Below are 25,405 nucleotides of genomic sequence, written 5' to 3'. Positions count from 1 at the left end.
AATTCAGGATCTACAGCATTTATTTGTTCAAAAACGTTTAAGAGATTCATGATAATCAGTTTTTAGGTGAATTAATAAGTTGGTAGATCGCTCACATCAATCTTGGATTTAATAAATGGCGCTGCGGCACTAAGGACAACGCTTGGACTCTTTGCGACATCAAGACCATTTGAATCCACTACTTCCTGATTGGCAAAGCTACCATTGTCGATCATATCCCTGACCCAGGCGGCATGTCTAGCTTCAACAGACACGATCTTGCCAGCCAACAGTAAATAATTGACATCTTTTATTAACCATCCAGCACCATTGTAGGCCGAAACGCCAAGATCTTCAAATGTTTTTGCTGTTGCCAGTACCGTTTCGCGACTGCTGAAATTGATACCGCCTAAATTAAATTCAAGACTTGAAATGGCTTTGGCCCCTAGGGCTACCTTGAAAAACTCACGATGAGCAATTTCATGATCACGGATATCCGTAAAAAAAGTTTTTTCCATGTCCGTCATGCCACTATAGGGGTTGTTGACTAGCTGGATATAAAATGCAGCTTCAAGTTGTTCAAGTGCATAGGCATAATTTAGGATGGCAATGTCGCCGCTACCAAAGTACATGCCCTTACCACCGTTATCCATGCCATCATCGTGGTCTTTTTTGCAACTCGACATACCCAGGATGGCTAATGTAGCAGCACTGGCTCCTGCATATTTTAAAAAATCTCTTCGTCTGAGATCTCTTTTGTCCATGTCACTATTGGAGTTCAATAGTGTTTCGTTGTGGGAGGTTATCTTTTCCATAACAAAAGTCTTTTAGTTTATAATTTTTTTCTGTACTTATACCCATTTACGACTTTTTGGAAAGCTTGGATTTCATAAATTCTTTTTTTTTTAAAATATATTTTTGGCATTGAAAAACCGATATAATCTTCTCCCTTTTGGGAACCGAAGGCAGCACGGCGCTTATTATCGGTGATCTTTTAATCTAATAGTTTGTTTTTTATTTAAAACTATTTTAACACAGCGGTGTTCATGATTATATTTTATCATGCTATTACCGCTGGTTTTCTACTTTTTACGATAGACTAAGAAAAGTTAAAACCAAATCGATATTAATTGGGCATTGGAATGATTCAAATCAATCGTTAAAGATTAGTGAAATATTATTTGTACGTTAGCGCATGCTATACATTTGGACCTATAAAGACTTCGAAGATAAAATTATTAACAATACAGGCTTTTGAATGAACGCTAAATTATCGCCAAAGAATGAATCAGATCGGATACGCGTGTTGCATGAATACGAAATTTTAAACACAGCAGCCGAGGAAGAGTTTGACCGCATTACGAAAATTGCATCACTAGTCTGCGGTACACCCATCTCATTGATTTCACTAGTGGATAAGGATATGCAGTGGTTTAAATCGCGGGTTGGCTTGGAGATAGACGAAACAACGCGCGATGTTTCTTTTTGCCAATATACGCTGGAAGAAGATCAGCTGATGGAAGTTGAGGACGCCAAAAAAGACGATCGCTTCAAATCGAATGAACTCGTTATCTTAGAACCAAACATTCGCTATTATGCTGGATTACCATTAATCGATCCCAACGGATATGCCTTAGGGGCCTTATGTGTTATTGATCGTGTTCCAAGGCAGCTCGATCAGCATCAAAAAGAGATCCTAACCCTTCTTCGGGATGAGGTTGTCGCGCTTATTGTCAACAGAAAAGAAAAAGAAAAGTATAAAGAAAGTGAACAAAAACTGAAAGCATTTTTCGATAACTCTCAGGGACTTATGTGTACGCATGATCTGAAGGGCAATTTTATAGCCGTCAATGAAGCTGGAGCCAAGACTTTGGGCTATACACGGGAGGAGATTCAGTTACGATCACTTTTTGATATTGTCCCATCGGAGGGGCACAAGAATTTACAGGACTATCTGGGCGCAATTGTTCAACGCGGAACAATCAAAGGAGAAATGCGAACCTTGACACGCTCGGGTGAGACGCGTATCTGGATGTTTAATAATATTTTGCAGACCAATGGGAACAAAATACCCTATGTGATTGGCAATGCCGTGGATATTACGGAACAGCATTTTCTAGAAAAGGAACTGAAGCATGCCCAAGCAACATTGATGCGGACTGGAAGGGTAGCTAGAATTGGAGGCTGGGAATATACGCCTGCTGATGGGAAGATTGTTTGGTCCGAAATTACGCGAGAAATTCATGAAGTACCCGAAGACTATGAACCAGAGCTAACAACTGCGTTACAGTTCTATAAAGCGGGATCAAGTAGGAATAAAATACGGACTGCCATTGAACATGCACTCGCTACGGGAGAAGCTTGGGATTTGGAGCTTGAGATTGTCACCTTCGCTGGTCATGAACTGTGGATACGTGCATTGGGAAATGCTGATTTTGAAAATGGCCATTGCGTTCGTTTATACGGTACCTTTCAGGATATTGATAAGCGTAAACGCATCGAAGCAGAGTCTTCGAATTCAAAAAAACTGCTTTCAGAAGTATTGGATGCAACCTCCGCTGTAGCTATTATCGCGACCGATACGACTGGTGTAGTCACATTGTTTAATACAGGAGCGGAAAACCTTTTGGGATACCGCAGTGAAGAGGTCATTGGGAAATTGGGGCTTGAACATTTTCATTTGAAAGAGGAGCTCGTGTTGAGAGCTAAGGAACTGGAAGTTGAATTAGGACGTTCGGTAGATAAACTTCGTTTCTTTGTAGATATGGCAGAGCTGCATGGTGCTGAACAGCGAGAGTGGACCTATTGTCGAAAAGATGGATCTAGATTGTATGTTTCCTTAGCCGTTACATTTATTCGGGATATTAACGAAAATGTTATCGGTTATCTTGCGATTGCAACTGATATTAGCCGGATTATTCATCAACGGGAAGAGCTGGAAAAGGCGAAATTAGTAGCTGAACAGGCAAGTGCAGCAAAATCACAATTTTTGGCAAATATGAGCCATGAGCTTCGTACACCTTTGAATGGGATTGTTGGCTTTACCGATTTGTTGCTTGGGACAGCACTTGAAGATACTCAACGGGAATATCTGAGTATCGTTGATCAATCAGCCAATTTATTGCTTGGAATTGTAAACGACATTCTAGATTTCTCTAAAATTGAGGCTGGCAAACTAGAACTGGACGTTGAACAGACGGATCTTCAGGAATTGGTTATTCAACTGACAAACTTTCTCAATATGCAGATCAAAGCCAAAAATTTAGAGTTTTATCTGAATATCGCGGCCGATGTGCCACATTATATTTGGGTTGATGCCCTCCGTATCAAGCAAGTATTGATGAATTTATTGAGCAACGCCACAAAATTTACCGAGAAGGGAACCGTTGAACTCAGCATTACAGTAGAATCACATGATGCCACCCAGGCTGTTCTGTGCTTTAGCGTCAAAGATACAGGCATAGGTATCAAAGAGGACAATGTGGAACGGATATTTGATGCATTCACACAGGAAGATAACTCGATGACTAAACGTTATGGGGGAACTGGCCTTGGACTAACAATATCGAATAAATTGCTTAAAATGATGGGCAGTGAATTGAAATTGGAGAGTACCTTTGGTGCCGGTAGTCGTTTCTTTTTCACTATTAATGTTCCCGCCGTTTGGGAAATTAATGCGTGGGATGAATTAAAAAAAATAAAGGATGTACTAATTGTTGCAGAGGAAGAGTCGGAGCGAAATGATTTGGATCGGATGTTATCGTTAAAGAAGATTAATACCGTGCATGCAAAAACTGGATTTGAGGTATTACAGATATTAAAAAAGGGACATCATTTTGATGCAATTTTGATCGATCATCAATTGCCTATCATCAGCGGTATTGAAACGATACAGAATATTCGTGAAAAAAATTTCGATAACAATACTGAGCCGACCATTATTCCTATTTTTAGTTCGAATCAGCAGGATATAGAACAGCTATGTCATTCCGTGGCCATAAGTAGATGGTTAGTCAAACCCTTTACGCCGGAGGAGCTGTATACAGCTTTAGTAAAGGTGAACGTTTCTTAGTTTGAAGTAAGCTCTCAAAGTTGCATGAGCCGTATTTACGACCTAAGTTATCCATTTATGCACAGTTAATAGGTTCTCTTGATAGGGAGATGATGAAGTGTCTGATTTCCTTTGAATATGATTTTTGATTTCTAGCGTATCAAGAGCATGTTTATTATCGCAAGTTTCGGATTTTACAGCATTATCTTTCTGGATAGCTTTGTGTTGGATAATAAATAAAACACCATGCAAATTTTTAAAGATAAAGTCATCCTGATTACAGGGGCTAATAGGGGGATAGGAAAGTCACTGGTAAGTGCATTGCTCAATAACGGTGCAGGGAAGATATATGCAACCTGCCGGGATTTAAAAAATATGCCAGCATTCAACGATCATCGAATCGTACCGCTGCAACTAGACATTACCGATGTTAAACAAGTAGAAATGAGTGCGCTAGCAGCCCCAGATACTGAGATTCTGATTAACAATGCAGGAACCTTAAATCCAGGGAATATGCTACAAGGAGAAGTATTGGCTATGGAAAATGATCTGAAGGTAAATTATTTTGGAACAATAAACATGATGCGTGCATTTGCTCCAATTCTGATAAAGAATAGGCCATCTATCATGATCAACATTGTTTCGATTGCCGCCTATTCGCCTTTACCTTCTATTGCTGGGTACGCTGCTTCCAAAGCAGCACTTTATTCTGCTACACAATCTGTTCGAATTGAACTGGCTAAAAGGGATGTGACAGTATATGCTGTTAATCCGGGAGCAATTGATACCGATATGAACAAGGGAAGTGATTGGGATATGCCAGACCCAGATCGTATCGCAATAAAGATAGTAGAAAGTGTCGCAGCCGGAAACCTCGATATAGTCCCGGATGAAATGGGACAAGGTATGTATGCCGCATGGCGAGAAGAGCCTGCGAAATTATCAAAAATATTTTCTGATCTCTATCATCAAGAAAATTAGATGTTCACTATTGTTCGGCGCTATCGATGTTTATGAGTAGCGCCGAACAGTATGCTGACGATAAAAGAAGACGCTGTCTCCAAAGTCGATTTTACAATTCGGATTCAAATAAAATTTGAAACTTTATTACATTAAATGGAAAAGGACCAAGATCGCTTCGAAATGCAACGATTGATTATTCCTTAGATTTTAGGTATGGGATACGATATTGTTCATCAAATCTTTTCTTGTCATCCCGATAGCTGCTGACGGCTCCAAATTTATGCATCATTTTAATATAGCACCATGCGAGATCTATCTGATAAGGCTTAAAGCCACTCCGCGCACTCTTTGGATATAAATGGTGGTTGTTGTGCCATTCGCCTGCTACAATGCCAGGCCATAACTGGTTTATGGATTTGTCTCTCTCATTGAAATCGATACCTTCACGTTGTTTGTCTTCACCTTTTGCATGCCCTTCATAGTTGAATGTGCGCACACCGACTGCCCAAAAGCCGGCGGCTCCAAAGAGTGTACAGGCAAGTGCGTGACCGCCGATTAAATAAAAAGCGGCATACCAAAAAGCCCAGTTTAATATCCAGGATCCTATTGCATGTGAAGGATTGACGTACGACCCCCACTTTTGATATTGCGCATAACTATTAGCTGTTACACCCGTGTGTCGCATAAGCAATTTGACGCGGTTATAGGAATTTTCCGTAAGGTTCTTAGCAATAGGCTGGTGATTTACATCGGCTAAAAAACAGTATAGAAAGCCAGCTTGGGCATTATAGGGATCACCCGGTTTATCGGATTTTGCGTGGTGAACATGATGTGAAATAACATATATTTCTTCGGGAATTACATTGATGGTCAAATTCTGCGTGAAAAAACGCCAGAAACCGTTGCGGAATTTAAATGCGCCGTGTGTCGCAAATCGATGATGCCATATCGTTCCATGGGTCCCCATAACGATCATACTGTACAGGAACGCGGCTAACACAGTCCACCAACTGAAATGGTAAACCAAAAAGATGATAAAAAAGGGGATGAGGCAAGCTACTTTTAACCAGCTAAAAAAGGGTAACCAATTTCGTTTATCCTTAAAAATATTAAGGCGTTTGAAGAATTCAGTGAAAATTTCTTTTTTGCTTGGCTTTACGAGATTTCCATCGGCGTCTTTCCATCCGTAGGTTGGAACTTGCAGAACATGGTCTAAAAAGGGCATTTGTGGTTGATGTAAATTATAATTTTTGCTAAAGGTATCATATTCCATGGTTAAAAAGTGTTAATGTTAAAAGTTTAACATATCCTTAAGATGAATCAAGCAATTCGAGAAGGATGAAATAGCTTGCTGGAAGCTATAATATAAATAAGCAAAGGCATCACGATTAATGCTTATTTTATCATAAAGTGATACGGAAATTAAAGGGAGTTTATAGCTATTCATCCGAATGAGGTCCCTATAAGGTCCGTATGAAGTGCCTATAAGGTCCCTGTTATTTTTAAGGTTTTAAGGGCCATATCCTAACACTTTTTATACTATTGTTCTTTAATGAATTTCATCTCAAACCCATTCTCTTTTCTTACGACTTGTTTCAGGTCAGGCGTAAATTGAAGTTCTATTCCAAGCCCCATTTTGAAGAGATCATTTCCAAGATAATCGAGCGCTACATTTTCTTGACTGGGGGCCTCTAAAATAAGCATACTGTCTTTCTGTACAAAGGTGAGCTTAAATGCGGGCGATATCTCGGCAGCATAGGTGCCCAAATAGCGCTCGATGTGTTCGATAGCCCGTTTTTTTACCTCATAAGGTTCTATGGCGGTAATATTTTCCATATTTTCTAAACGTGCCATCAATCCCCAGCCATAAAAATCATTGGATATTCGAATGAGCAATTGGTTTTCACCTTTTTTAAGTTTTAAGCGGCTATTCCCGTTCTGTACAGATATCCTTCCGTCGGGATACCTTTTCATATTCTGCCTAAAGATATTTTTGTCTGTGTAGGTAATCTGATCATTTAGGTAAAGCCATATTTCATCTGAGAATCCAAGCTGGAGATTAGCTAATGTAGGTTCTTGTGCTGTAATAATAGTTTTTAGCCATATTATCCGACGCTTTTCGGCACTACCGAAGCGTCTTGTAAGGTTTACCAATCCATACCGCTCGGTTGCTATTTTTTCCGTGAAGGCTTCGTCTTTCGGCAGGTCACGAAAAGTAGTTGGTTCTCGCCCTTCTTCCAAAGTCGTGGGTTGGGTTATCGACCAACTTCGGATATAATTGGCCTCATGTCGGGTCAGGTCCACACCTTCGGCTTGCGGTAGGTTCTCAATTTCATTAGGTTTAATCTCGATATTACTGATGTATGCATCGCCGTCGAAGGCAATGCTTCCAGTATTTTCTCGTCCCTCGAGTTTTGGTACGGTCAATCTCAAGCTGTTATTGACAAAAACCTGCATTTGCACACCTGATATGACGAGTTTAATATGATTCCATTCTTCTGTTTTAGCAGCCGCAGGTGCCTGATATTGGGGATAGATGTCCCACATGTTGACACCGTCTAAGATGGGACAGTACTGAATGCCTTCATTAGCGAATGGGTTGGCCATTTTAGGAACTCGGAGATAGACAATCTCCTGTTCTTTTTCATTTTTTCGATGAAAATAAATGGCGCTGGCGAACTCTGTTTTTGAAGGTATCACATCATACTCGATGGTTCCGTCTTTAAAAATTAAGTCTTTAATCACGACCGGACCAGATGCTGGAGCGATTTTCATTGCTTTACGACCTTTAAAGTTTAGAAAATCAACTTTTCCGTGCTGGAAGGACCATTGTTCTGCGTTTAATGGAATGCTCTTGCTTATTGATGCTTTGCTATTTTTTTCTTGAGTATAACTTTGTAATAGAATGACCCATATGAAGGCTAGTGTCAAAAATATCTTTTTCATGTTAATTAAATTTTTGATAAATTTAACGGATAGACCTTATTTCAACTCGCTCAACCTTGCGGCAAGTTTATTCAAGTTTGTTCAAGCAGATTGTTTGTTTTTTAAAATGTTGATATATAATAAATTATGGTTAAGTTGAGTGATCCCGAATTGTTTCTGCATCTTAAGAATTCCATTGAAAATCAACTTGAATGGGGGGAAACAGCTCATTGGAGTACAGCTGATTTTGAAAAACTTTCGGACAAGATACAGGAGAAAACGGGAGTAATACTTAGTGTTTCTACGTTGAAGCGGATTTTTGGTAGGATTGATTACCAGAGCAAACCAGCCCTCACGACATTAAATACATTGGCGCGCTACGTTGATCATGAGGACTGGCGGGCTTTTCGGAATGCTTATGCACAGAAATATATACCGCAGGAGCAGGCATTGCATAAATCCGCTTTTGAACCAAAGGTGAAGAAAAGAAAACAGCACGGTCCTATATTTATTATCGCTATTTCATCTGTTTTCGTCCTTGTCTTGGTCGGACTTTTCGGTAATAGGTTTATTCCAAATAAGAAGCCTATTAATAATAGTGCCTTCCACTTCTCGTCCAAGACAATGCTGACAGAAGGCTTGCCAAATTCGGTCGTTTTTAATTACGATGCTTCTGCTGCAAATGAAAACGATTCGGTATTTATTGCACAAAGTTGGGACACCAGCCGTAAGATACAGGTGGATAGAAAGGGCAAACACCATTCTGCGATTTATTATTATCCAGGTTACTTTAGAGCTAAACTGATTATTGGGAATAAAATTGTTCGAGAACATGATATACAGATTAAAACCAATGGCTGGCTAGGATTAGTAGAAGCAGCCTCGGGAAAGGAGCCTTTGTATTTCAAAAAAACTGAAATCGTGTTACCCCATGAAACTGCCATTACTCAGGAATTGTTGAATAGCTATAACGTCGACCTCCTCCCTGATGCTCCACTGGTAAGACTTTACAATCAAAAGGATACGACAGGAGTTATGACCGACAACTTTAGTTTTGAAACAGACATCAAAACAGGAGCGAGCAATAATGGTAATAATTGCCAGCGTGTGGAAGTACTCTTACAGGCTAAAAACGATATCATCATTGTACCTTTAGTAAATACAGCCTGTATCGGTGACATAGCTCTTACAGCTGGTGGCTTTTATACGGATAGCAAACAAGATGACCTCAGTGGATTTGGCTGCGATCTTTCCAAGTGGACCAAGCTTAAAATAGTTTGTAAAAATCAGCAGGTTAAATTTTGGATCAATGATAAACCTACATACACTACGATGATTAAAAATGCACCAACTGAAATAGTTGGTCTGCAATATCGTTTTAAAGGGGCAGGTTTTGTTAGAAATACCCGTTTAAGTGGGTCGGAGAGGAAGGATATTAGTTTTTGATAGGTAAACCAATTATGCATATGATGATACTAAAAAAGATATTTCCTTTTTTATTTTTCTTACCGATAGCTTGCTTGGCTCAGCAAGAAAAAGGAAAGCCTTTCGAAATACAATTTGATATCTCGGGACTTTCCAATGGCGCAAAGCTTCAATTGAATAGCTTCCAGGAAGGTGGTCGGTCCTATGACGTCATACTTAAGGATGGAAAATGTGCCATAAAAGGAACTCTAGAGGAGCCTTCTTTATATGTACTAACGGCAAAGCCCAATTTGAGGGCAGTCATCTGGATTGAACCGGCTCGCATGAAGATATTAGGCGATAGTTTACATTTTTCGGATATAGCGGTGCTGAATTCCAGATCACAGGCTGATGCCATCCCAATCAATAGGCAACTGGATCCCATGTGGAAAGGAGCAGCTGAGCTTGACCGAAAAATTGAAATTGAAACCGATTCGGTCCAACTGGTGGAGTTGAAAATAGCATCGGACCATTATTATCGGTCCATCAGACAGTTGAGAGTCCACAATATTTTTGATAAAACACCGTCTTATCCACTTATGCAGGAACTCTATTTCTTAAGGACATCATTAACAAGAGATTCCTTGCAGTTGGCTTTTGATAGGTTCCCTCAGAATATGAAAAAAAGTAGAACAGGACGGTTCTTAAAGGAATTTCTCCAAGCAAAGGAACTTAGAAGAGGGGATCTGGCTCCAGCTTTTATTGTCAAAGACCTTAATAATAATGATGTGAATTTGACTGATTTTCGGGGAAAGATTGTTGTTCTCGATTTTTGGGCTGCTTGGTGTGTGCCTTGTAGAAAAAGTAATAAGAAGCTACCGATGTTGTATGCTAAATATAAAAAACGAGGTCTAGAGATCCTATCTTTTAACTTAGACACAAATAGGGAGATTTGGAAGAAAGCAGCGGTCGAAGACGGCATATCCTGGACCAATGTGGGCGATCAGCAAGCGCTGAATAGCAAAACAGCAATTAACTATCGGGTGCAGGGATTACCAAAGGTTTATATCATTGATCGAAATGGTTTTATCATAGATACCGGAGGATCTGGGGTGGACCTAGAACGTACTATAGAAGAATCTCTCGATCCTTTGCTTTAAGTTCCAGTATAAAAACTAGAGTAGGAGCAGAGGGGGAGGTTATGACCTTTCCTAAATGCAGGAAAGGTCTTTCTCCAATGACGTATGTTTTATTCTTCTGATGTGTTCTTTAGTTGCATTAAGAGCGTGTAGGCATTTTTGCTAACGATTTTCTTCCCTTCAAAATCGCGGTAATTCAATACCTTCACTAGTCCTTTTTGAGGCTCCTCAACTGCTATTTCCGCCAGGCGATAACTGCTGTTTCCTTCCGATATGAATACATAATTTTTTCCTTCAAAGTCTACGATACTTTCTTCAGGCAGAGCGTGCCCCAACGTAGCCGTTGTTTGTATTTCAGCATTCATGTATACACCAGGTATCATATTCTGATCATATTTGTCCAAATGACAATGCACATCTGTCATGCCGGAGGGATCGACATCTTTGCCGATCAAATGGATTTTTCCATTGTACTTTTTACTTGGGTTAGCATTGGAGTACGCCAATAGAAGCTGTCCAGGGCGAAGCTGTTCAAGATCCTTTTCATAGACTTTGAGGTTCAGATGGATATCCGTTGGATTGATCAATTCGAAGAGGATATCTGAAGGATTCACATATTTCCCGATGTTGACATTAACCTTGCTCACATACCCATCTATAGTGCTGTATACGGGAGCACTTTTTCGAATATTTTCAGCAGAAACTGTACTGGGCTGAATATGTATGAGCTCTAGCTGTTTTGCAATGGCATTCATTATAATCTGTTGACTGTTCATTTCGGCCTGAGCTTGCTGCATTACTTTATCGCTACTCGCCTGATTCTGGTTGAGTTCCTTTTGACGTCTGAAGTCAAGCTGGGCAAAATGTAACTTTGATTGGGCCGAGAGATAATCTTGCTGAAGCTGCACAAACTGTGGATTTTCCACAACTGCTATAACATCTCCTTTTGAAACCTTCATACCAGGAAGCAGCTTGGTACTTTTTAAGTATCCTCCTAAAGGAATGCTTACCGACACGAAGTTTTGAGGCGGAACATCTATTTTTCCATTGACTTTTAAGATGTTGGTTATCGGTTCATCCGCAAGCGTTACTATTTCTAAATGCGCATTTCGCAACTGGGCATCTGTTAGCGAAACCAGGTTTTCGTCTTTGGGTCCCGGTGGCTTGGAGGCTGCATTTTCCGTATTTCGATGGCAGGAAATACAGACGATAGCCAACACATAAACCATATAGTGGGATAAAAGATTTTTCGTTTTCATTTTTATCGATTTATCATAATGTAATGAAGCAGAATGGCATTTTCATTGAGCTGCCACAACGCATCCGTATAATTACTTTTCAGTGAGATTGCTTGGTTGACCAAAGTGACAAATTCGAGATAATCTATGGCGCCGTTTGAGAATTTTTTCTGTACGGTTTCAAAGACGATTTCAGCATTCTTGAGTCCTTCGGTTTCATATTGATCGACAATATCGAGACTGGTCTGATAGCGTTGAGAAAGCTCTTGTACTCTTTTTTTAAGCTCAAATTGTGCATTTTGCAATTCGTCGCTCGCGATGGTTTCCGCTAGACGTGCAGTCTCGATCCGAGCTCTCTGTCCTTTGGAAAATACCGGTACGGCAACACCTAACTGTACAGAATGGAATCGCGGACTTGCGTCGTAGGTCCTGTTATCTGGACCGGTACCTTTAAAACTATTTAGATTATAGCCTAATAGCAACTCGGGGAGCAATTTAGATTTTTCAACCCTTGTTGCTTGTTCCGAGACTATTTTTTCTTGTTCCAATACCTTGAGCAAAGGATGATCGGCTATTGATAACTGACGAAATTCGATCTTTTCCATAGAACTTAGGGTGTAGGTCTCTTCCGTATTTAGCAGCCACTGGAATTGCAATTGAAGTCCCTTTATCTCATCACGTACCTGTCTCAATTGGATCGTGATAGCTGCTTTTTGATTCTTCGCGGTTACACTTTCAAGGGCATCACTTTCACCTGCTTTTTGACGTAGAATGGTTTTGTCGAGAAAGCTGCTATACAATGACAGTGCTTTAGTCAAAAGCTGTTCCTTTTGTTGCCAATACAGTATGTTGTAATAGGTAAGACTGACAGCCTTTTTAAGCTCAAACTCTTTGAGAGAGACTTGTAGTTGACTTCTTTTCCATTCTTCGGTATAGCGGGCCCGTTGCCTTTTGTAGACCGCAGGAAAACCAAAACGTTGACTGATACTGACCTTTGTATCCTGATAGGCGCTATTGATCTGGCCATAATCCAAACTGATATCCATCTGCGGAATATCGGCAGTGGATGACCCTATTAGCGCTTTGGCATAGGCAGCTCTTAGTTTTTCAATTTTTATGTTACGGTTGTTTTGGAGAGCGAGTTCAATAGATTGATCCAAAGTAACCACAGTCTGTGCTGTTGAATTGTTTGTTGTTAAAAAAATAAATGCAATCAAAAGAGGTGCAACATGTCGTCCTTTTAATTTATTGAGTTTAAATCCCCGTTCTATAGTTACATAAAGCAAAGGGAGAACGAATAATGTTAATAACGTTGCTATAAGCAGGCCACCAATGACAACAGTTGCCAATGGGCGTTGTACCTCAGCTCCAGCGCCATTGCTCAGTGCCATGGGGATAAACCCCAGTGAGGCAACCGATGCGGTCATCAAAACGGGGCGCAAACGATTTTCTCCGCCATCGACAACAATGCGTACAATATTGCGAATGCCACTTTTTTGAAGCCTGTTAAATTCGGAGATCAATACGATACCATTGAGGACAGCCACGCCAAATAAGGCTATAAATCCAACCCCGGCACTGATACTAAAAGGCATTCCCCTTAGTGCCAACAGGAAAACCCCACCTATAATCGATAATGGGATAGCACTATAGATCAATAAACTTTCTTTAACAGATTTAAACGCAAGGAATAGAAGTATAAAGATTAAGGCTAAAGCAATAGGGACAGCAATCAGGAGGCGTTGTTTGGCATTATTGAGATTTTCAAAAGAACCGCCATATTTGATGGAGTATCCTGTTGGAAGTTTGATTTCCTTATCAATTTTAGCTTGTAGTTCATGGACGATACTTTGTACGTCACGGTCTTTGATATTAAATCCGACGACAATCCGGCGTTGTGCGTTTTCACGTTGGATCTGATTTGGCCCTTGCTCAATGGCCACACGTGCCAATTGGGAAAGTGGAATTTGGTTGCCCGTAGGCGTGGGGATTAAGAGGTTACGGATATCGGTAATATTCTTTCGGTCCTTGGCGGCTAGGCGGACGACCATGTCAAAGCGTTTCTCTCCTTCGAATACCAGACCTGTACTCTGTCCAGCAAAAGCAGCATTTATGGTTCTATTTACGTCAGTAATGGAGAGTCGATGCTGGGCGATCATTGGACGGTTATAGGTTATGACGACTTGTGGAAGTCCGCCAATAGGTTCGACGTAAAGATTTTGGGCTCCTTGGACCGTTTCAATGATTTTACCTATTTGCTGTGCATGTAAGGCCAGAGAATCGAGGTTGTCTCCAAATATTTTGAGGACAACATCCTGCCGCGCCCCCGTCATCAGTTCGTTGAACCGCATTTGGACGGGGTACTGAAAGCCGGCCGTAATACCGGGTACATCCGTCAAGGCCATACTCATTTTTGAAGCAAGTTCTGGAAATGTATGGGCCGAAGTCCATTCTTTTTTGTCTTTTAGGATAACCATCATGTCTGATGCTTCCATTGGCATAGGATCGGTTGGCACCTCGCCGCTGCCAATTTTGGTGACTACTTTTTCGACCTCAGGAAATCTGCTTTTCAGAATATGGGCAGCCTTTTGAGTGCTTTCAATTGTCGTAGTCAGGTTACTGCCCGGAAGAACCCGCGTGTCGACTGCAAAATCTCCTTCTTCAAGTGAAGGAATAAATTCCCCGCCGAGGTGACTTAGTGTAACTACGGCAAGTATAAAAAGCGAGATAACCAATGCAAGAATAGTCTTTGGAAGTCGGAGTACTTTGAGTAATACATGGACATAAAATTTTTCAAGTCTTTTCATCAGCCGATCCGAAAGCGAAGGTTTGCTATTTCTCGCACGAAGTAATATTGAACTCATCATCGGTATATAGGTGAGCGATAAAAGGAACGCGCCTAATAAAGCAAATGCAACTGTTTCGGCCATGGGTTTGAACATTTTACCTTCGATTCCTTCCAATGTTAAGATGGGGAGGTAAACGATCAGGATAATGATCTGTCCAAAAACAGCACTGTTCATCATACGACCGGCTGATGCTGTCACCATATCATCCATTTCAGAAGCGGGCACCTTGAGCAATTCTTTGAATCGTTGCTGCTGCATAAGCTGATGCAGCACAGACTCGACAATAATGACAGCCCCATCAATGATTAATCCGAAATCGAGTGCACCGAGACTCATCAGGTTACCACTCACTCCAAAGAGGTTCATCATGCAGATTGCAAATAGCATGGCTAAGGGAATGACGGAGGCCACGAGCAATCCAGCCCGTATATTGCCTAGGAAGAGTACTAGTACAAAGACGACAATTAATGCTCCTTCCAAGAGATTTGTCTGCACCGTACTGATGGCATTATTGACCATTTTGGTACGATCAAGAAAAGGTTCAATAAGGACACCTTTAGGCAATGTTTTTCGGATTTCCTCTACTTTGGCCTTTACATCTGCAATGACTTGGCTGCTATTGGCGCCTTTTAGCATCATCACGACGGCTCCAGCAACTTCACCATTGTCGTTGTAGGTCATCGCGCCATAGCGGGTTGCATAGCCAGGTTGTACTTGAGCAATGTCCCGAATGAAAATCGGTAGGTCGTTTTGCTTACCCCCAATCGCAATATTTTGGATGTCGTCAATGTTGCCGACCAGTCCTTCGCTTCGGATATAAAGGACTGTTGGTCCTTTCTCAATGTATGCGCCGCCGGTGTTTTGGTTATTGGCATTTAGTGCGTCAAAGACATCGTTGATTGTAATCCCATAGGCATTGAGTCTGTCAGGGCTGACAGCGATCTCATATTGTTTCAGCTTTCCTCCGAAACTACTGACTTCAGCTACGCCTTTGACGCCTAGCAGCTGCCTTCTGACAATCCAATCTTGGATAGTACGCAGTTCGGTTACATTATACTTGTGCTCGTATCCCGGCTGGGGTCGAACGACATATTGATAAATTTCTCCAAGACCTGTAGAAATCGGGCCCAGCTGGGGAGAACCTATGCCTGGAGGAATTTCTTGCTGTACCTGTTGCAGACGTTCAGCGACTTGTTGCCGGGCCCAATAGACATCAATGTTGTCATCGAAGACAATGGTTACAAGGGATAGCCCAAATCGCGAAAAACTCCGGATTTCCTGTAATCCAGAAATATTACTGTTGGCCTGTTCGATTGGAAAGGTGATTAATCGTTCAATATCCGTTGCACCAAAAGAAGGGGCAATAGTGATGACCTGCACCTGATTGTTGGTAATATCAGGTACAGCATCAATAGGAAGTTTGGTCACCTGATATGTGCCTATCCCGATTAATGCCAACATCAGTAGTGCTACAATGAGTTTGTTCTTTACAGAGAACTCAATGATTTTCGTAAGCATAATAAATAGATTCTGTTAAATCGTAAAATAATAGCGGAAGACTTCAGCCAAGCGTAGAATCGCAGCGATAAAAAAGGATGCAATTGTGACATGACAAAACTTAAACTTTTACTGACGTGAAAGTTATGGTCGGGTGGAAGTCTTCAACCGAAATAATAAGAAGTATGATGTATTAACAGAATTTGGGCGGCTGCCAAATGGAAGTTATGAATGTATCCTCTATAAACTGATCATTCCAAACAGCGGTATTGTTATTTTTTTCGGGTAAGGATCTATTTTTAATTTTGATAGCAGCAATTTGAGGGCACACAAAAACAGCGTTGTATGAGGTTGTATGCATCATAAAAGGAAGTTTTTGATCTTTCTCATAGTCATCGTCATGTGGGTGATTCTCTAGGTGGTACCCACTGTAGTGTACGTTCAGAAAATCGACGACAGAGAGGCTTGGATTTTTTACTTTGTGCTCAAAATAATGCTCAATCAACAACGGAAATCTCAATAATTGTGAAATTTCGGTTGCCGACGCGATGTAAATCGTCAAGAAGCATATAGCCAGCAGCTTTTTCATCCTAAACAAAGCTATAAAAAATATCATTAAAATATTAATCAAACTTTTCAACGTTCTGCAGCGTTTTATTGAAAAACAAACAAAATGATTGCTGAACCTTAAAAAATTGACTAACCTGTGAACGATATGTGCTAAAGCATAGTCACAGCCATAACAGGTTGCTTAAGGCTAGGTATAAATTTTACAATTCTTTTAACGTATTTGTTGATCAAAATTTATTTCGAATGACTAAAAATACCCCCCAAAAGGTAAATGACCATCTTGCTAATGAACGAACTTTCCTTGCTTGGATCCGGACGAGCCTAGGGATTATGGGATTCGGTTTTGTAGTTGTTAAATTTTCATTATTTATTCGTCAGATTGAGCTCATTTTAAAAAAAGATGTAGTTGCAGGCTCACAGCATGAACATTCTGGCGCTGTTGGCGTTTCCATTGTAGTCATAGGTGCATTGACAGTTATTGTCGCTTTCTTTAAATATCGTAAAACGAACAAACAAATTGAAGCGGAAAACTTTACTCAAACTTCAAATAGCATCACGATTGTGGCTGTATTAATTTTTGTCATAGGTATTATTCTGAGCTGGTATCTTATCGATGGTCTTTAAGGAGAAAGCGTTAGATCTAGTTCGCGCTGGAATGATTATGCACGCTAACTAGATCTAAATTGACCGTGCATTCGCTATTTACGATACGGGCAAAATATATTATTGCGATGTACACTGCGCGACCGTTATTTGCTTTATTGCGCTACGTTTTTCTAGAAACTGTCGTAGGGCGATCATCAAAAAAGCAAGAAAACCAAAGCTCATCGTAAGCCATGGCGAAAATTCTACACCTTTCGAAACGATAATCCAGCCACCTACGGTAGTTCCCAAGGTTACCCCAAGATTGCCAAATGAAGTCGCTAGACTATTGGCAAATTCTAGCGCCTCGGGTGCAGAGGAAATCATATAGGTAGATGCGTTTAAGAAGCTAGGAGAATAAAGAAATCCCCACAAGGCAATCGTACAGACCGTGGCGAATAGATTGCCATCGGAAAAATACAGTAGTAAGGGGATAATAAGTGTACCCGATAAGAAAAAGGCCGTGGTAAACGTAATGTTTCGGTTGAGCATTTTCCCTGCAACCCAGTTAGCAATGACTCCGATAATACCAAATACAAATAACATATAACTAACCATGGTACTGTCCATATTCTTTGCTTTGTTTAAATACTCGGCGAAGTAACTATAGGTAGAAAACCAAGCTGATACCATAAAGAAATTCATGGCGGTGCTGACCAAAAAGATGGGCTTGGTTAATATTTTCATTTGACTTCCATAGGTTTTTTTTTCTTTCACGGGCAACGGAGGAATGGCAAGATAGATCGCCAATAGCGCGATTATACTGACAACTGCCTGTATTGTGAAAGAATATGTCCAAGAAGAGAGACTGGCAATGTAGGTGGCGAAGGGGACGGTTGTTACCATGGCTATCGCAACACCACTGAAAACAATACTCATAAGCTCATTTTCATTTTGTTTCCCCCCTTTTAAAATGGCGACAGACAATGCTGTTGCAATATAGACAGGTTGGAGAAAGGCCGGAAGAATTCTTACAATAAGCAGGAACCAAAAAGGAGGGGATAATGAAGAGACAATCGCTGTGACTAAGAAAATAGCGATGGCAGTTAACATGACTTTCTTGCGGTCGAATCCCGAAGCGAGTAATGTCATAAATGGCCCAGTTATCGCAATGATCAAAGCAAAAGCACTCAATAAATAACCTGCTTTATCGATACTGATATGATAATGATCGGCTAGTTGCGGTAAGATGCCAATAATGCCAAACTCTGTTGTGATTACTGCGAGAAAACCCAAAGCGCCTATATATGCGTATTTTTTCATAAATAAAAACTGTTGTGTATGACTAATTATACGAGCAAATGTAAAGGCAAATACTTGCTTCTGGGTGTCAAGCAGCTATTTGTGTGTTACTAACAAATTTGTAAGTAATGGAAAAAGAAATTGTTCTATTGGTCGGCTTGTGGCGAACCCAAGGAAGGAAGAGAATGTTGTTTGATGTATAGCGCTTAAAGTCTGACTAATTGCTTCCATGACGGATTTTATACCTTATTTCCTGTAAGGCTACTAAACTTATTGCCAAGTTTGTCCTTATAAAAATCGCCTTCCTTCTTAAAGCTTCTTGCATCTACTTCTTCAAGCAACTGGTTTTTATAAAACACATTTTTTGTGTCTTTTCCAAAATCATTGCCCAAGGGTATAAATGTTTTTACATCGGCACCTGGGATTATTTCCTGATTATAGAACACGTGACTTTTGTCTTTTGAATAGGAGTTGCTTCCGTAAGAGTCAATTTCTTCATCAATAGGATATAATTTAAAAGAGGGGGCATCAACATGCACATATTTAAAATCTTTTCCTCTGAATAGGATAGTTTTATTGTCGATATTGATATGGTCCTGATCAAGCACACGAATTTTGTGAATGGTGTTAAATGGCCTCTTTACAACAGCTAACCCCTGTTGAAATGGCGGATAATAAATCGTGTCATAAATTTTTATGTAATATTTGTTAATCGCTTCAACGTTTCCAGTATTGGCTAAAATTGCCTTAAAAGTACCGATATTAGGTGAAATATATACGGAGTCTTTATCCTTTAGAAAGTAATCGTTGATGAACGAAAAGGTGTTCCTGTCGACTTTTATGGGATCATTCGAATAGAAGTAATGATCCTTGTCGCGTGCCCAGTTTATATGACCCGCAACCGCTTCATATGTCTTCGGATCTGCGCCTTCGATAATATGGAAGCCCAGGACCTGATCGATATAATAAACGTGAAAACGATCTTTTGGAATCTGCTGGTCAACATAAAAGGAACTTTTGTCCACAAGTTTTTGGGGCATCCCACGAAAATAGACCGCATTTTTGTCTTTGGCGATATCTTCTGACAGGACTTCAAACGATTTGGCGTCAGCCTGCATTTGTGAAATACCCAAGCTAAACCAATTTCCATTCTGACAATAAGCGATCTGCCCTTTCGAATCAATAAAATAGGAACCCGATTTTTGTTTATTGACGGGTTGGCCAATATTTCGACAAGAGATAAGAAAACAAGAAAAAATACAAGCTACAAAAAAAGCACGTTTTTTAATTTTTGTAATGCAGACAAGTGCTAACATATTCTTTTTTTAATTAGTTATTACCAATTATTTATGAGGGTAATTGCATAAAACTTGCCCCAATAACCTTTAATGAGTTGTCAATGCGTTTCCAGGTTCTAAAATACCGGAATTTTCCTTCGAGTGGTGCCCCCATAACCTGACCTTTGGCTGTCATTGTAACGACTGAAAGTGCGGTATCTCCCACGAGCTTGATCGCATCGATTTCTGTTGTGGCTTGTTCAATAATCATTGCTTTTGACCTATGCGCATTTAGATCCATTTCTTTTGTTAGCATTTGGCCATCTGGCGCAATTGCTACCAGGCTATCGTACAGAAGGAGGTCAAGAGCATCTACATCACTTGCTAGCTGAGCCGCAAAAAGCTGATTATCAGCTTCGACAATATCTTCTTTTGTTATTTTGCCCATAGTTAAATCTGATGATTACCATCTTTGTTTTAAGTGTTTATTATTTTAAAAATACTAAATCATTGTTGAGCTTTCGCCATTAGACAATTTCTTTTTTGCGCGCTATGTTCCACGAGAACAGTAACTGTTTAAGTTCCTTATGACAATTTGAGATAATTAATTACACCTTCTTTTAGCTCCTTATTTATTTGGTGTAGGTAGCTCCTTAATCCATATATTCTTAAAATCTACGGGTTGACCTTCACTCTGTAAAGCGATAAATCCACTGCTGAGCAGCTTACCGTCGATCTTCATTTTGGGGTCATACCCATTGGCCGTTCCACCTCCAATCTGAGGTTTTGAATATTCTAGTACGGTATCTCCGTTAATGATGTGTTTGATTAACGAATCTCCCAATACAATCAATTCCCCTTTAACCCATTGATCACCATCATAGGTCTTCGAAGTAGAATTTAAACAATGTGAGGAAGCTATTTTGCCCTGATAGACCACATTGGTTCCAGGGGAACACATATTTCCTGTAGGACGGGGTTGACCATCGCTCAATCCTCCTAAAAGTTGCATTTCGACAGAAATAGGCCAGTCCTGTTCCTTCAACATTGTTCTGGGGTCCTGCGAATGAAACATCACGCCGCTGTTACGAAGCGTATAGGAGGGGGCACCTTTATGGAGCGCGCCTACAAATCGATATTCAAACTTTAAATGATAATAAGAAAAGGGTGTTTTATAATATAAATGGCCAAATTGATCATTAAAATCATCATACTGATCATATCTGACCTTAATTATTCCATCTTCGACTCTAAACGTATTTCCGTAGTTTACACCGACATCATGATGATGAATTTTAACAAACCAATCATTGATGTCTTTTCCGTCAAATAATGATTTCCAGCCAGTATTATCTCCCTGGCTTTTCATTCCTGCGCATCCTGCAAAAATAAGGCCGGTAGCTAATATGGAGTAAAGGATTCTTCGCATAACATTGATGTTTGGTTTAAAATTGGATAGCAAGATACGATATATTACACTAAACTACACATTGCTTCAGCGGGTACCTCCGAACTTTACACTTTATTTGATTTGGAATAATCTGTTATTCCAAGTTTGTTTCCGGATGGATCGTTAAATTCAACTGCTAAACCTGTCATGATCTCAAATGGCTCGCTTAAAAATACGATCCCTTTTTCCTTAAGCCGTTCATATGTTGTTTTGACATCGGCAACGGTAAACCAAATCGTCGGTTTATTATGTTGTACTGTACTAAGAATGATTGCAGGTTCATTGTCACCTATCTTGAAAGCCGTCATTCCCTTATCCGAAAAATCGAATTTAGTTTCTAGGCCAAGTAGATTTCCATAAAATTCCTTTGCCTTCTCGAGATTTTCTACGGGTAGAAAGAAATTGTCGTAATCCAATATTAAGCTCATTTTGTTCAGGATTTAATTTGCGATAGGTCAATACCAAATGCCGTCAATTGAGATGCTCCAAATTCAGTGATATAGAAATTTTTATCACTAGGATCTGCTTTTGCTAACCAGCCTTTTACAATCAGAGCCTCTAGTAAAAGTTGGCCGAGTTTTCCGCCGATATGTTCGTAACATAATTTTGCAGGCTTCATTTTATTGTTATTTTTCATTTTCGTCTCTTATATCAAGTTAATCGTTGATTTATAATTTCTTACCTGTAAAAGTATAAAACTTCAAGTGGAAGCTAAATGACCAAAATCATTGATTCAAGTGGCTATTTGACACAATTCAGCGAGCGAATCTTTGCGAGTAGGAAAACAAAATGTATGCAAATTTGGTATCTAGAGTAGGGATTTTTTTTTATGAGAAAAGAACAGGATAAAGAGCAGCAGGTAAGAAGTTTGTTTGGACGATTTAAAGGTGAATTAAGGGATCCTGCTTATATAAACGTTGATTTTTTGGTTTTACTCGTGGACATCATCCGGCCAAAGCATGTTCATGTACTTTATCAGGTTGATATTCAATTTTTACTGGATTATCTCAATGCCGCACCGAAGGAGTTGGAAGGCTTTCAGCTTTATCTCAAAAGAATCTTGGCTGAAAAAGATTTTGATCAATTGATTTCTGATACTGGTATAATTAGTTATGCAGATTTTTTTTATGAACTAAAAAAAAGAATCACCGAGCGGTATTTGCCTTTTCAACCACCAAAGTCTACTTTACAATATCTGTTAAATCAGGTTTTTTATAGACCTGGGGATGCGGACTGGGTTGCCGCGATTCCGCAACATCAGTTCGATGAGCTGTTTCGTGTATCTCAATTTGAAACGATTTACGATGACAAAACGGGTTTTGGAATGACCGAAATATTGTATGGCTTGGAACTGTTGGTTCAACGTATTACCGGGCGTGCAATGGAAACAGACGTAAACAAGATGGTACCCGAGTTTCAAAATTTTGATAGCCCATTTATTGCTATTATGCGGGAGTTTACCGAATTGAATGATCGTATTTTACAATCAGAATATAAGTTTATTTCCTCGGATGATCTTTCTTATAAACAAATCTTGGTACTTCATAAGCAATGCGAATCGTATATTGAAACGGCTTTCGATAATTCACATCGTTTTGGAATTTCCATCAAAGTGAATCAATCGCTCTTACGTATGCGGCAACAACTGGAAAGGATCCGAGAAATCTTGTCGTTTTTAGTCATCGATCATGCAGATGAAAAGAGGCAAAAGACGATTGCGCTGGGCACTACACTTATTGGTTATAATTCCCGGAAAAGCAATATTCGCAAATTGGTTGGACAGAGTACACAGCTCTTGGCCTACGAAATTACGCATCATACTGCGCAGACCGGTGAGCATTATATTACCTCAAGTAAACAGGAATATTGGAAAATGTTCCGTTCAGCCTGTGGAGGAGGCCTCATTGTCGGCGTTATGTGCATCGTTAAATTATTGTTAGGTAAGATACACAGCAGTGAATTTGGTCATGCATTTCTTTACAGCATGAATTATGCGATTGGCTTTACGTTTATTTATCTTCTTGGTGCAACTTTGGCAACCAAACAGCCTGCGATGACAGCTTCTGCATTGGTGAACGCTATTGAGCAAGGGATTTCCGAACAGGGGGACAGCAAACATCGTTATTGGAAATTTGCTGAATTGTTTGCCCGATTATTTCGGTCTCAGTTTATTGCCTTTATTGGTAATGTTGTGATGGCTTTTCCGATGAGCCTTTTTCTTGTCGGGGTAATTCAACAATTGTTTCAGGTCAATATTGCGAGCGCCAAGTGGTTACATCTGGTCAATGATCTTAATCCAATAAAAACACCGCTGATCTTGCATGCGTCTATCGCCGGTATTTTTCTATTTCTTTCCGGGATTATTGCCGGCAGTATTTCAAACCGAGACAAACACAACTCTGTGTACTACCGCATTCAAGAACATCCCCTATTGAAAAAAATATTCGGCCAGGCAAAAACAAACAAACTAGCTTCGTTTTATGAAAAAAAATGGGCTGGTATCGTATCCAATATTTGGTTTGGGATCTTTATGGGAACGACAGCTTCCGTTGGACTTTTTTTAGGTTTAAATCTAGATATAAGGCACATTACATTCGCCAGTGGGAATCTGGCATTGGGACTATTTGGTCATGGGATGGAGCTATCTACTGATATATGGATTTGGGGCATTTTAGGGATTGGTATCATAGGATTCTTTAATTTTATGGTCAGCTTTTCCCTTTCCTTACTGTTAGCGTTTCGCTCGAGGAACCTTCCATCAAAAGAATTGATTAAAATGGGAAAGGCGGTTTGGATCTATTTCAAAATAAATCCAAAACTATTTTTCTTTCCACCACAAAAAAATTAAAAATGGGAAGCTTCTTCCAGTGTTAGCTGAGCAATCTTGCTATTTTAAGGTCGGCGCAACACCTATACAGCTAGCAGAAGATGTGGCCCTATCTAGACATTGATATCACCCGAAAGATCAGGTTTATCTTCATCATCTTTTTCTTTCTGCTCGGCTTGCGCTTCCTCCCTGTCATGGGTACGATCATCTTTAATACCCGATTGATTGGTATTGGGATCTCTATCTTCTTTGGAAGTGCCCTCTTGTTGAGCTTCGGATAAGTCTGGGCTTGGCTCCCGTGGATCTGGGTTTGGAATGGCTGCGATGATAAGAACAAGCATGCCAACATGCGTTTCTTTGGTGTTTTTAGATCTGTTCATTTTAACGAGTTTTTTAAAAAAGAACATTTTTTGATCCATTATCGTTGGTTCAAATCATATTTTATTTATTGCCAGTGACAATTTCAACTATACCTTCGAGCGAGGTAAGCTTCAATTGTTGGCCGAAGTAACTCTTGTGCTCATCATCGATGTGTATTTCGTTGCCTTCCCATTCCATCGCCAATCGACTAGCCCGGATAGGTTTTATTTTAAATTCGACGTTGGTTCCATTCAATAGTCCATCGATATAGCTAATAAGTTCCTGGCGTTGATCGACAGTGACAATGATGATATCAAATTGTCCATCTCCAGGGTCAGCGTCAGCAGCAAGAACTAGCCGCGGTCCCATACTTGATATATTCATGATCTCAACAAGTATGCAATCTTTTTCATAATTATTTCCAGCCACTGTGAGTCTTAGTGTGGTAGCTCGGAATGTTTCTACCAGTTTGCGAAGCTGCCTTAGTGCGGTTTTGATTTCATCTTCTGCGCTCAGCTCTTCTGTATTTTTTTTATCCATTTTCTTCATCAGTAAAGGAAATACACCAAAGCCAATGGATTCAATAAAATACAACGGCTTTCTTTCTAGCCCCATAACCATTCCTACATCGAATTTTTTAAGTTGGCAATTTTTCCAGAGATCGATAGCTTTTTCAATGTTCAAAGGAATACCAAGAGAAATAGCAATATTGTTTGCAGTGCCTTGTGGGAGTATGGCGATTGGCCTTTTAAATCGTAGTTTTTTTTCCAATAGCGCCATAATTACCATTCTTATAGTCCCATCACCGCCAGCAAGGGCAATGATGTCTGTCTGCGGGTCGATTTTTTTGACAGCATCTTTTTTGGTTACTACAATGCAATTGTGGCCAAGATCTTCAATCAATTGGCATAGTTCATCTTTGTCTCCGTTTGAGTCATCCCCAGCAGCAGGATTATGTACTAACCTTATGTTTTTGCCATGTTCTTTCATAA

General features: G+C 40.0%; 20 protein-coding genes. 6 read left to right on the top strand and 14 right to left on the bottom strand.

The features are described 5' to 3' along the window. Nucleotides 1–71 precede the first annotated feature (71 nt). Nucleotides 72–794 carry a ferritin-like domain-containing protein gene (locus B4Z47_RS03595; RefSeq protein WP_046675105.1) on the bottom strand — a complete coding sequence of 241 codons (723 nt, stop codon included), beginning with the start codon at nucleotides 792–794 and terminating at the stop codon, nucleotides 72–74. A gap of 443 nt (nucleotides 795–1,237) precedes the next feature. On the opposite strand from B4Z47_RS03595, the gene B4Z47_RS03590 reads away from it, so the two are divergent. Beyond that, on the top strand, nucleotides 1,238–4,051 hold the full coding sequence (locus B4Z47_RS03590) for a PAS domain S-box protein (RefSeq protein WP_286726831.1): 2,814 nt from the start codon (nucleotides 1,238–1,240) through the stop codon (nucleotides 4,049–4,051). A gap of 225 nt (nucleotides 4,052–4,276) precedes the next feature. Next, on the top strand, nucleotides 4,277–5,011 hold the full coding sequence (locus B4Z47_RS03585; protein ID WP_070566866.1) for an SDR family NAD(P)-dependent oxidoreductase: 735 nt from the start codon (nucleotides 4,277–4,279) through the stop codon (nucleotides 5,009–5,011). Nucleotides 5,012–5,186: 175 nt separating this feature from the next. On the opposite strand, the gene B4Z47_RS03580 is transcribed toward B4Z47_RS03585, so the two are convergent. After that, nucleotides 5,187–6,266, bottom strand: coding sequence for a fatty acid desaturase (locus tag B4Z47_RS03580; protein ID WP_236560257.1), 1,080 nt, complete (start codon nucleotides 6,264–6,266; stop codon nucleotides 5,187–5,189). A gap of 266 nt (nucleotides 6,267–6,532) precedes the next feature. Then, a complete protein-coding gene (locus B4Z47_RS03575; protein ID WP_115050155.1) occupies nucleotides 6,533–7,939 on the bottom strand; it encodes a hypothetical protein in 1,407 nt (468 codons plus the stop codon). Nucleotides 7,940–8,065: 126 nt separating this feature from the next. Between B4Z47_RS03575 and B4Z47_RS03570 the strand changes: the two genes are divergently transcribed. Beyond that, nucleotides 8,066–9,364, top strand: coding sequence for a hypothetical protein (locus B4Z47_RS03570; RefSeq protein WP_115050157.1), 1,299 nt, complete (start codon nucleotides 8,066–8,068; stop codon nucleotides 9,362–9,364). 20 nt (nucleotides 9,365–9,384) lie between these two features. Then, a complete protein-coding gene (locus B4Z47_RS03565) occupies nucleotides 9,385–10,482 on the top strand; it encodes a TlpA disulfide reductase family protein (RefSeq protein ID WP_159333211.1) in 1,098 nt (365 codons plus the stop codon). Nucleotides 10,483–10,571: 89 nt separating this feature from the next. Here the strand turns inward: B4Z47_RS03565 and B4Z47_RS03560 are convergent, their stop codons facing one another. The 3 genes from B4Z47_RS03560 to B4Z47_RS03550 form a co-directional block, all read right to left on the bottom strand. Beyond that, nucleotides 10,572–11,720, bottom strand: coding sequence for an efflux RND transporter periplasmic adaptor subunit (locus B4Z47_RS03560; protein WP_115050161.1), 1,149 nt, complete (start codon nucleotides 11,718–11,720; stop codon nucleotides 10,572–10,574). Between the two features lie 2 nt (nucleotides 11,721–11,722). Then, a complete protein-coding gene (locus B4Z47_RS03555; protein ID WP_115050163.1) occupies nucleotides 11,723–16,066 on the bottom strand; it encodes a CusA/CzcA family heavy metal efflux RND transporter in 4,344 nt (1,447 codons plus the stop codon). A 172-nt stretch (nucleotides 16,067–16,238) separates the two neighbouring features. Beyond that, on the bottom strand, nucleotides 16,239–16,634 hold the full coding sequence (locus tag B4Z47_RS03550) for a hypothetical protein (RefSeq protein ID WP_046675112.1): 396 nt from the start codon (nucleotides 16,632–16,634) through the stop codon (nucleotides 16,239–16,241). 224 nt (nucleotides 16,635–16,858) lie between these two features. Here B4Z47_RS03550 and B4Z47_RS03545 point away from each other — a divergent pair, with 224 nt between their 5' ends. Continuing rightward, the gene (locus tag B4Z47_RS03545) at nucleotides 16,859–17,239 is read left to right on the top strand and encodes a YidH family protein (protein ID WP_046675113.1); all 381 of its coding nucleotides are present in this window, start codon (nucleotides 16,859–16,861) and stop codon (nucleotides 17,237–17,239) included. Between the two features lie 99 nt (nucleotides 17,240–17,338). On the opposite strand, the gene B4Z47_RS03540 is transcribed toward B4Z47_RS03545, so the two are convergent. The 6 genes from B4Z47_RS03540 to B4Z47_RS03515 all read right to left on the bottom strand — a co-directional run bounded on the left by B4Z47_RS03540 (nucleotide 17,339) and on the right by B4Z47_RS03515 (nucleotide 21,863). Beyond that, entirely contained in the window at nucleotides 17,339–18,520 is a 1,182-nt protein-coding gene (locus tag B4Z47_RS03540) for an MFS transporter (RefSeq protein WP_115050166.1), read from the bottom strand. A gap of 218 nt (nucleotides 18,521–18,738) precedes the next feature. Further along, the gene (locus tag B4Z47_RS03535) at nucleotides 18,739–19,815 is read right to left on the bottom strand and encodes a DKNYY domain-containing protein (RefSeq protein WP_201303567.1); all 1,077 of its coding nucleotides are present in this window, start codon (nucleotides 19,813–19,815) and stop codon (nucleotides 18,739–18,741) included. A 31-nt stretch (nucleotides 19,816–19,846) separates the two neighbouring features. Beyond that, the gene (locus B4Z47_RS03530; RefSeq protein WP_115050167.1) at nucleotides 19,847–20,224 is read right to left on the bottom strand and encodes a nuclear transport factor 2 family protein; all 378 of its coding nucleotides are present in this window, start codon (nucleotides 20,222–20,224) and stop codon (nucleotides 19,847–19,849) included. A gap of 180 nt (nucleotides 20,225–20,404) precedes the next feature. Further along, complete coding sequence (locus B4Z47_RS03525; RefSeq protein ID WP_070566848.1) at nucleotides 20,405–21,205, bottom strand: 3-keto-disaccharide hydrolase; 801 nt, start codon at nucleotides 21,203–21,205, stop codon at nucleotides 20,405–20,407. Between the two features lie 86 nt (nucleotides 21,206–21,291). Then, on the bottom strand, nucleotides 21,292–21,654 hold the full coding sequence (locus tag B4Z47_RS03520; RefSeq protein WP_236560256.1) for a VOC family protein: 363 nt from the start codon (nucleotides 21,652–21,654) through the stop codon (nucleotides 21,292–21,294). Between the two features lie 5 nt (nucleotides 21,655–21,659). After that, on the bottom strand, nucleotides 21,660–21,863 hold the full coding sequence (locus B4Z47_RS03515) for a hypothetical protein (protein WP_046675125.1): 204 nt from the start codon (nucleotides 21,861–21,863) through the stop codon (nucleotides 21,660–21,662). Between the two features lie 192 nt (nucleotides 21,864–22,055). Between B4Z47_RS03515 and B4Z47_RS03510 the strand changes: the two genes are divergently transcribed. Beyond that, the gene (locus B4Z47_RS03510; protein WP_115050169.1) at nucleotides 22,056–24,074 is read left to right on the top strand and encodes a recombinase; all 2,019 of its coding nucleotides are present in this window, start codon (nucleotides 22,056–22,058) and stop codon (nucleotides 24,072–24,074) included. 92 nt (nucleotides 24,075–24,166) lie between these two features. On the opposite strand, the gene B4Z47_RS03505 is transcribed toward B4Z47_RS03510, so the two are convergent. Both B4Z47_RS03505 and B4Z47_RS03500 read right to left on the bottom strand, forming a co-directional pair. Beyond that, nucleotides 24,167–24,433 carry a hypothetical protein gene (locus B4Z47_RS03505; protein ID WP_139145015.1) on the bottom strand — a complete coding sequence of 89 codons (267 nt, stop codon included), beginning with the start codon at nucleotides 24,431–24,433 and terminating at the stop codon, nucleotides 24,167–24,169. Between the two features lie 61 nt (nucleotides 24,434–24,494). Further along, nucleotides 24,495–25,403 carry a diacylglycerol/lipid kinase family protein gene (locus B4Z47_RS03500; RefSeq protein ID WP_070566842.1) on the bottom strand — a complete coding sequence of 303 codons (909 nt, stop codon included), beginning with the start codon at nucleotides 25,401–25,403 and terminating at the stop codon, nucleotides 24,495–24,497. Nucleotides 25,404–25,405: the final 2 nt, after the last annotated feature.

It is taken from the genome of Sphingobacterium sp. UBA2610 (assembly GCF_002339225.1).
In the GTDB taxonomy this organism is placed as follows: Bacteria; Bacteroidota; Bacteroidia; order Sphingobacteriales; family Sphingobacteriaceae; genus Sphingobacterium; species Sphingobacterium multivorum.
Note: the sequence above shows the minus strand (reverse complement) of the source record. Positions and strands in the feature narration are given on the sequence as shown.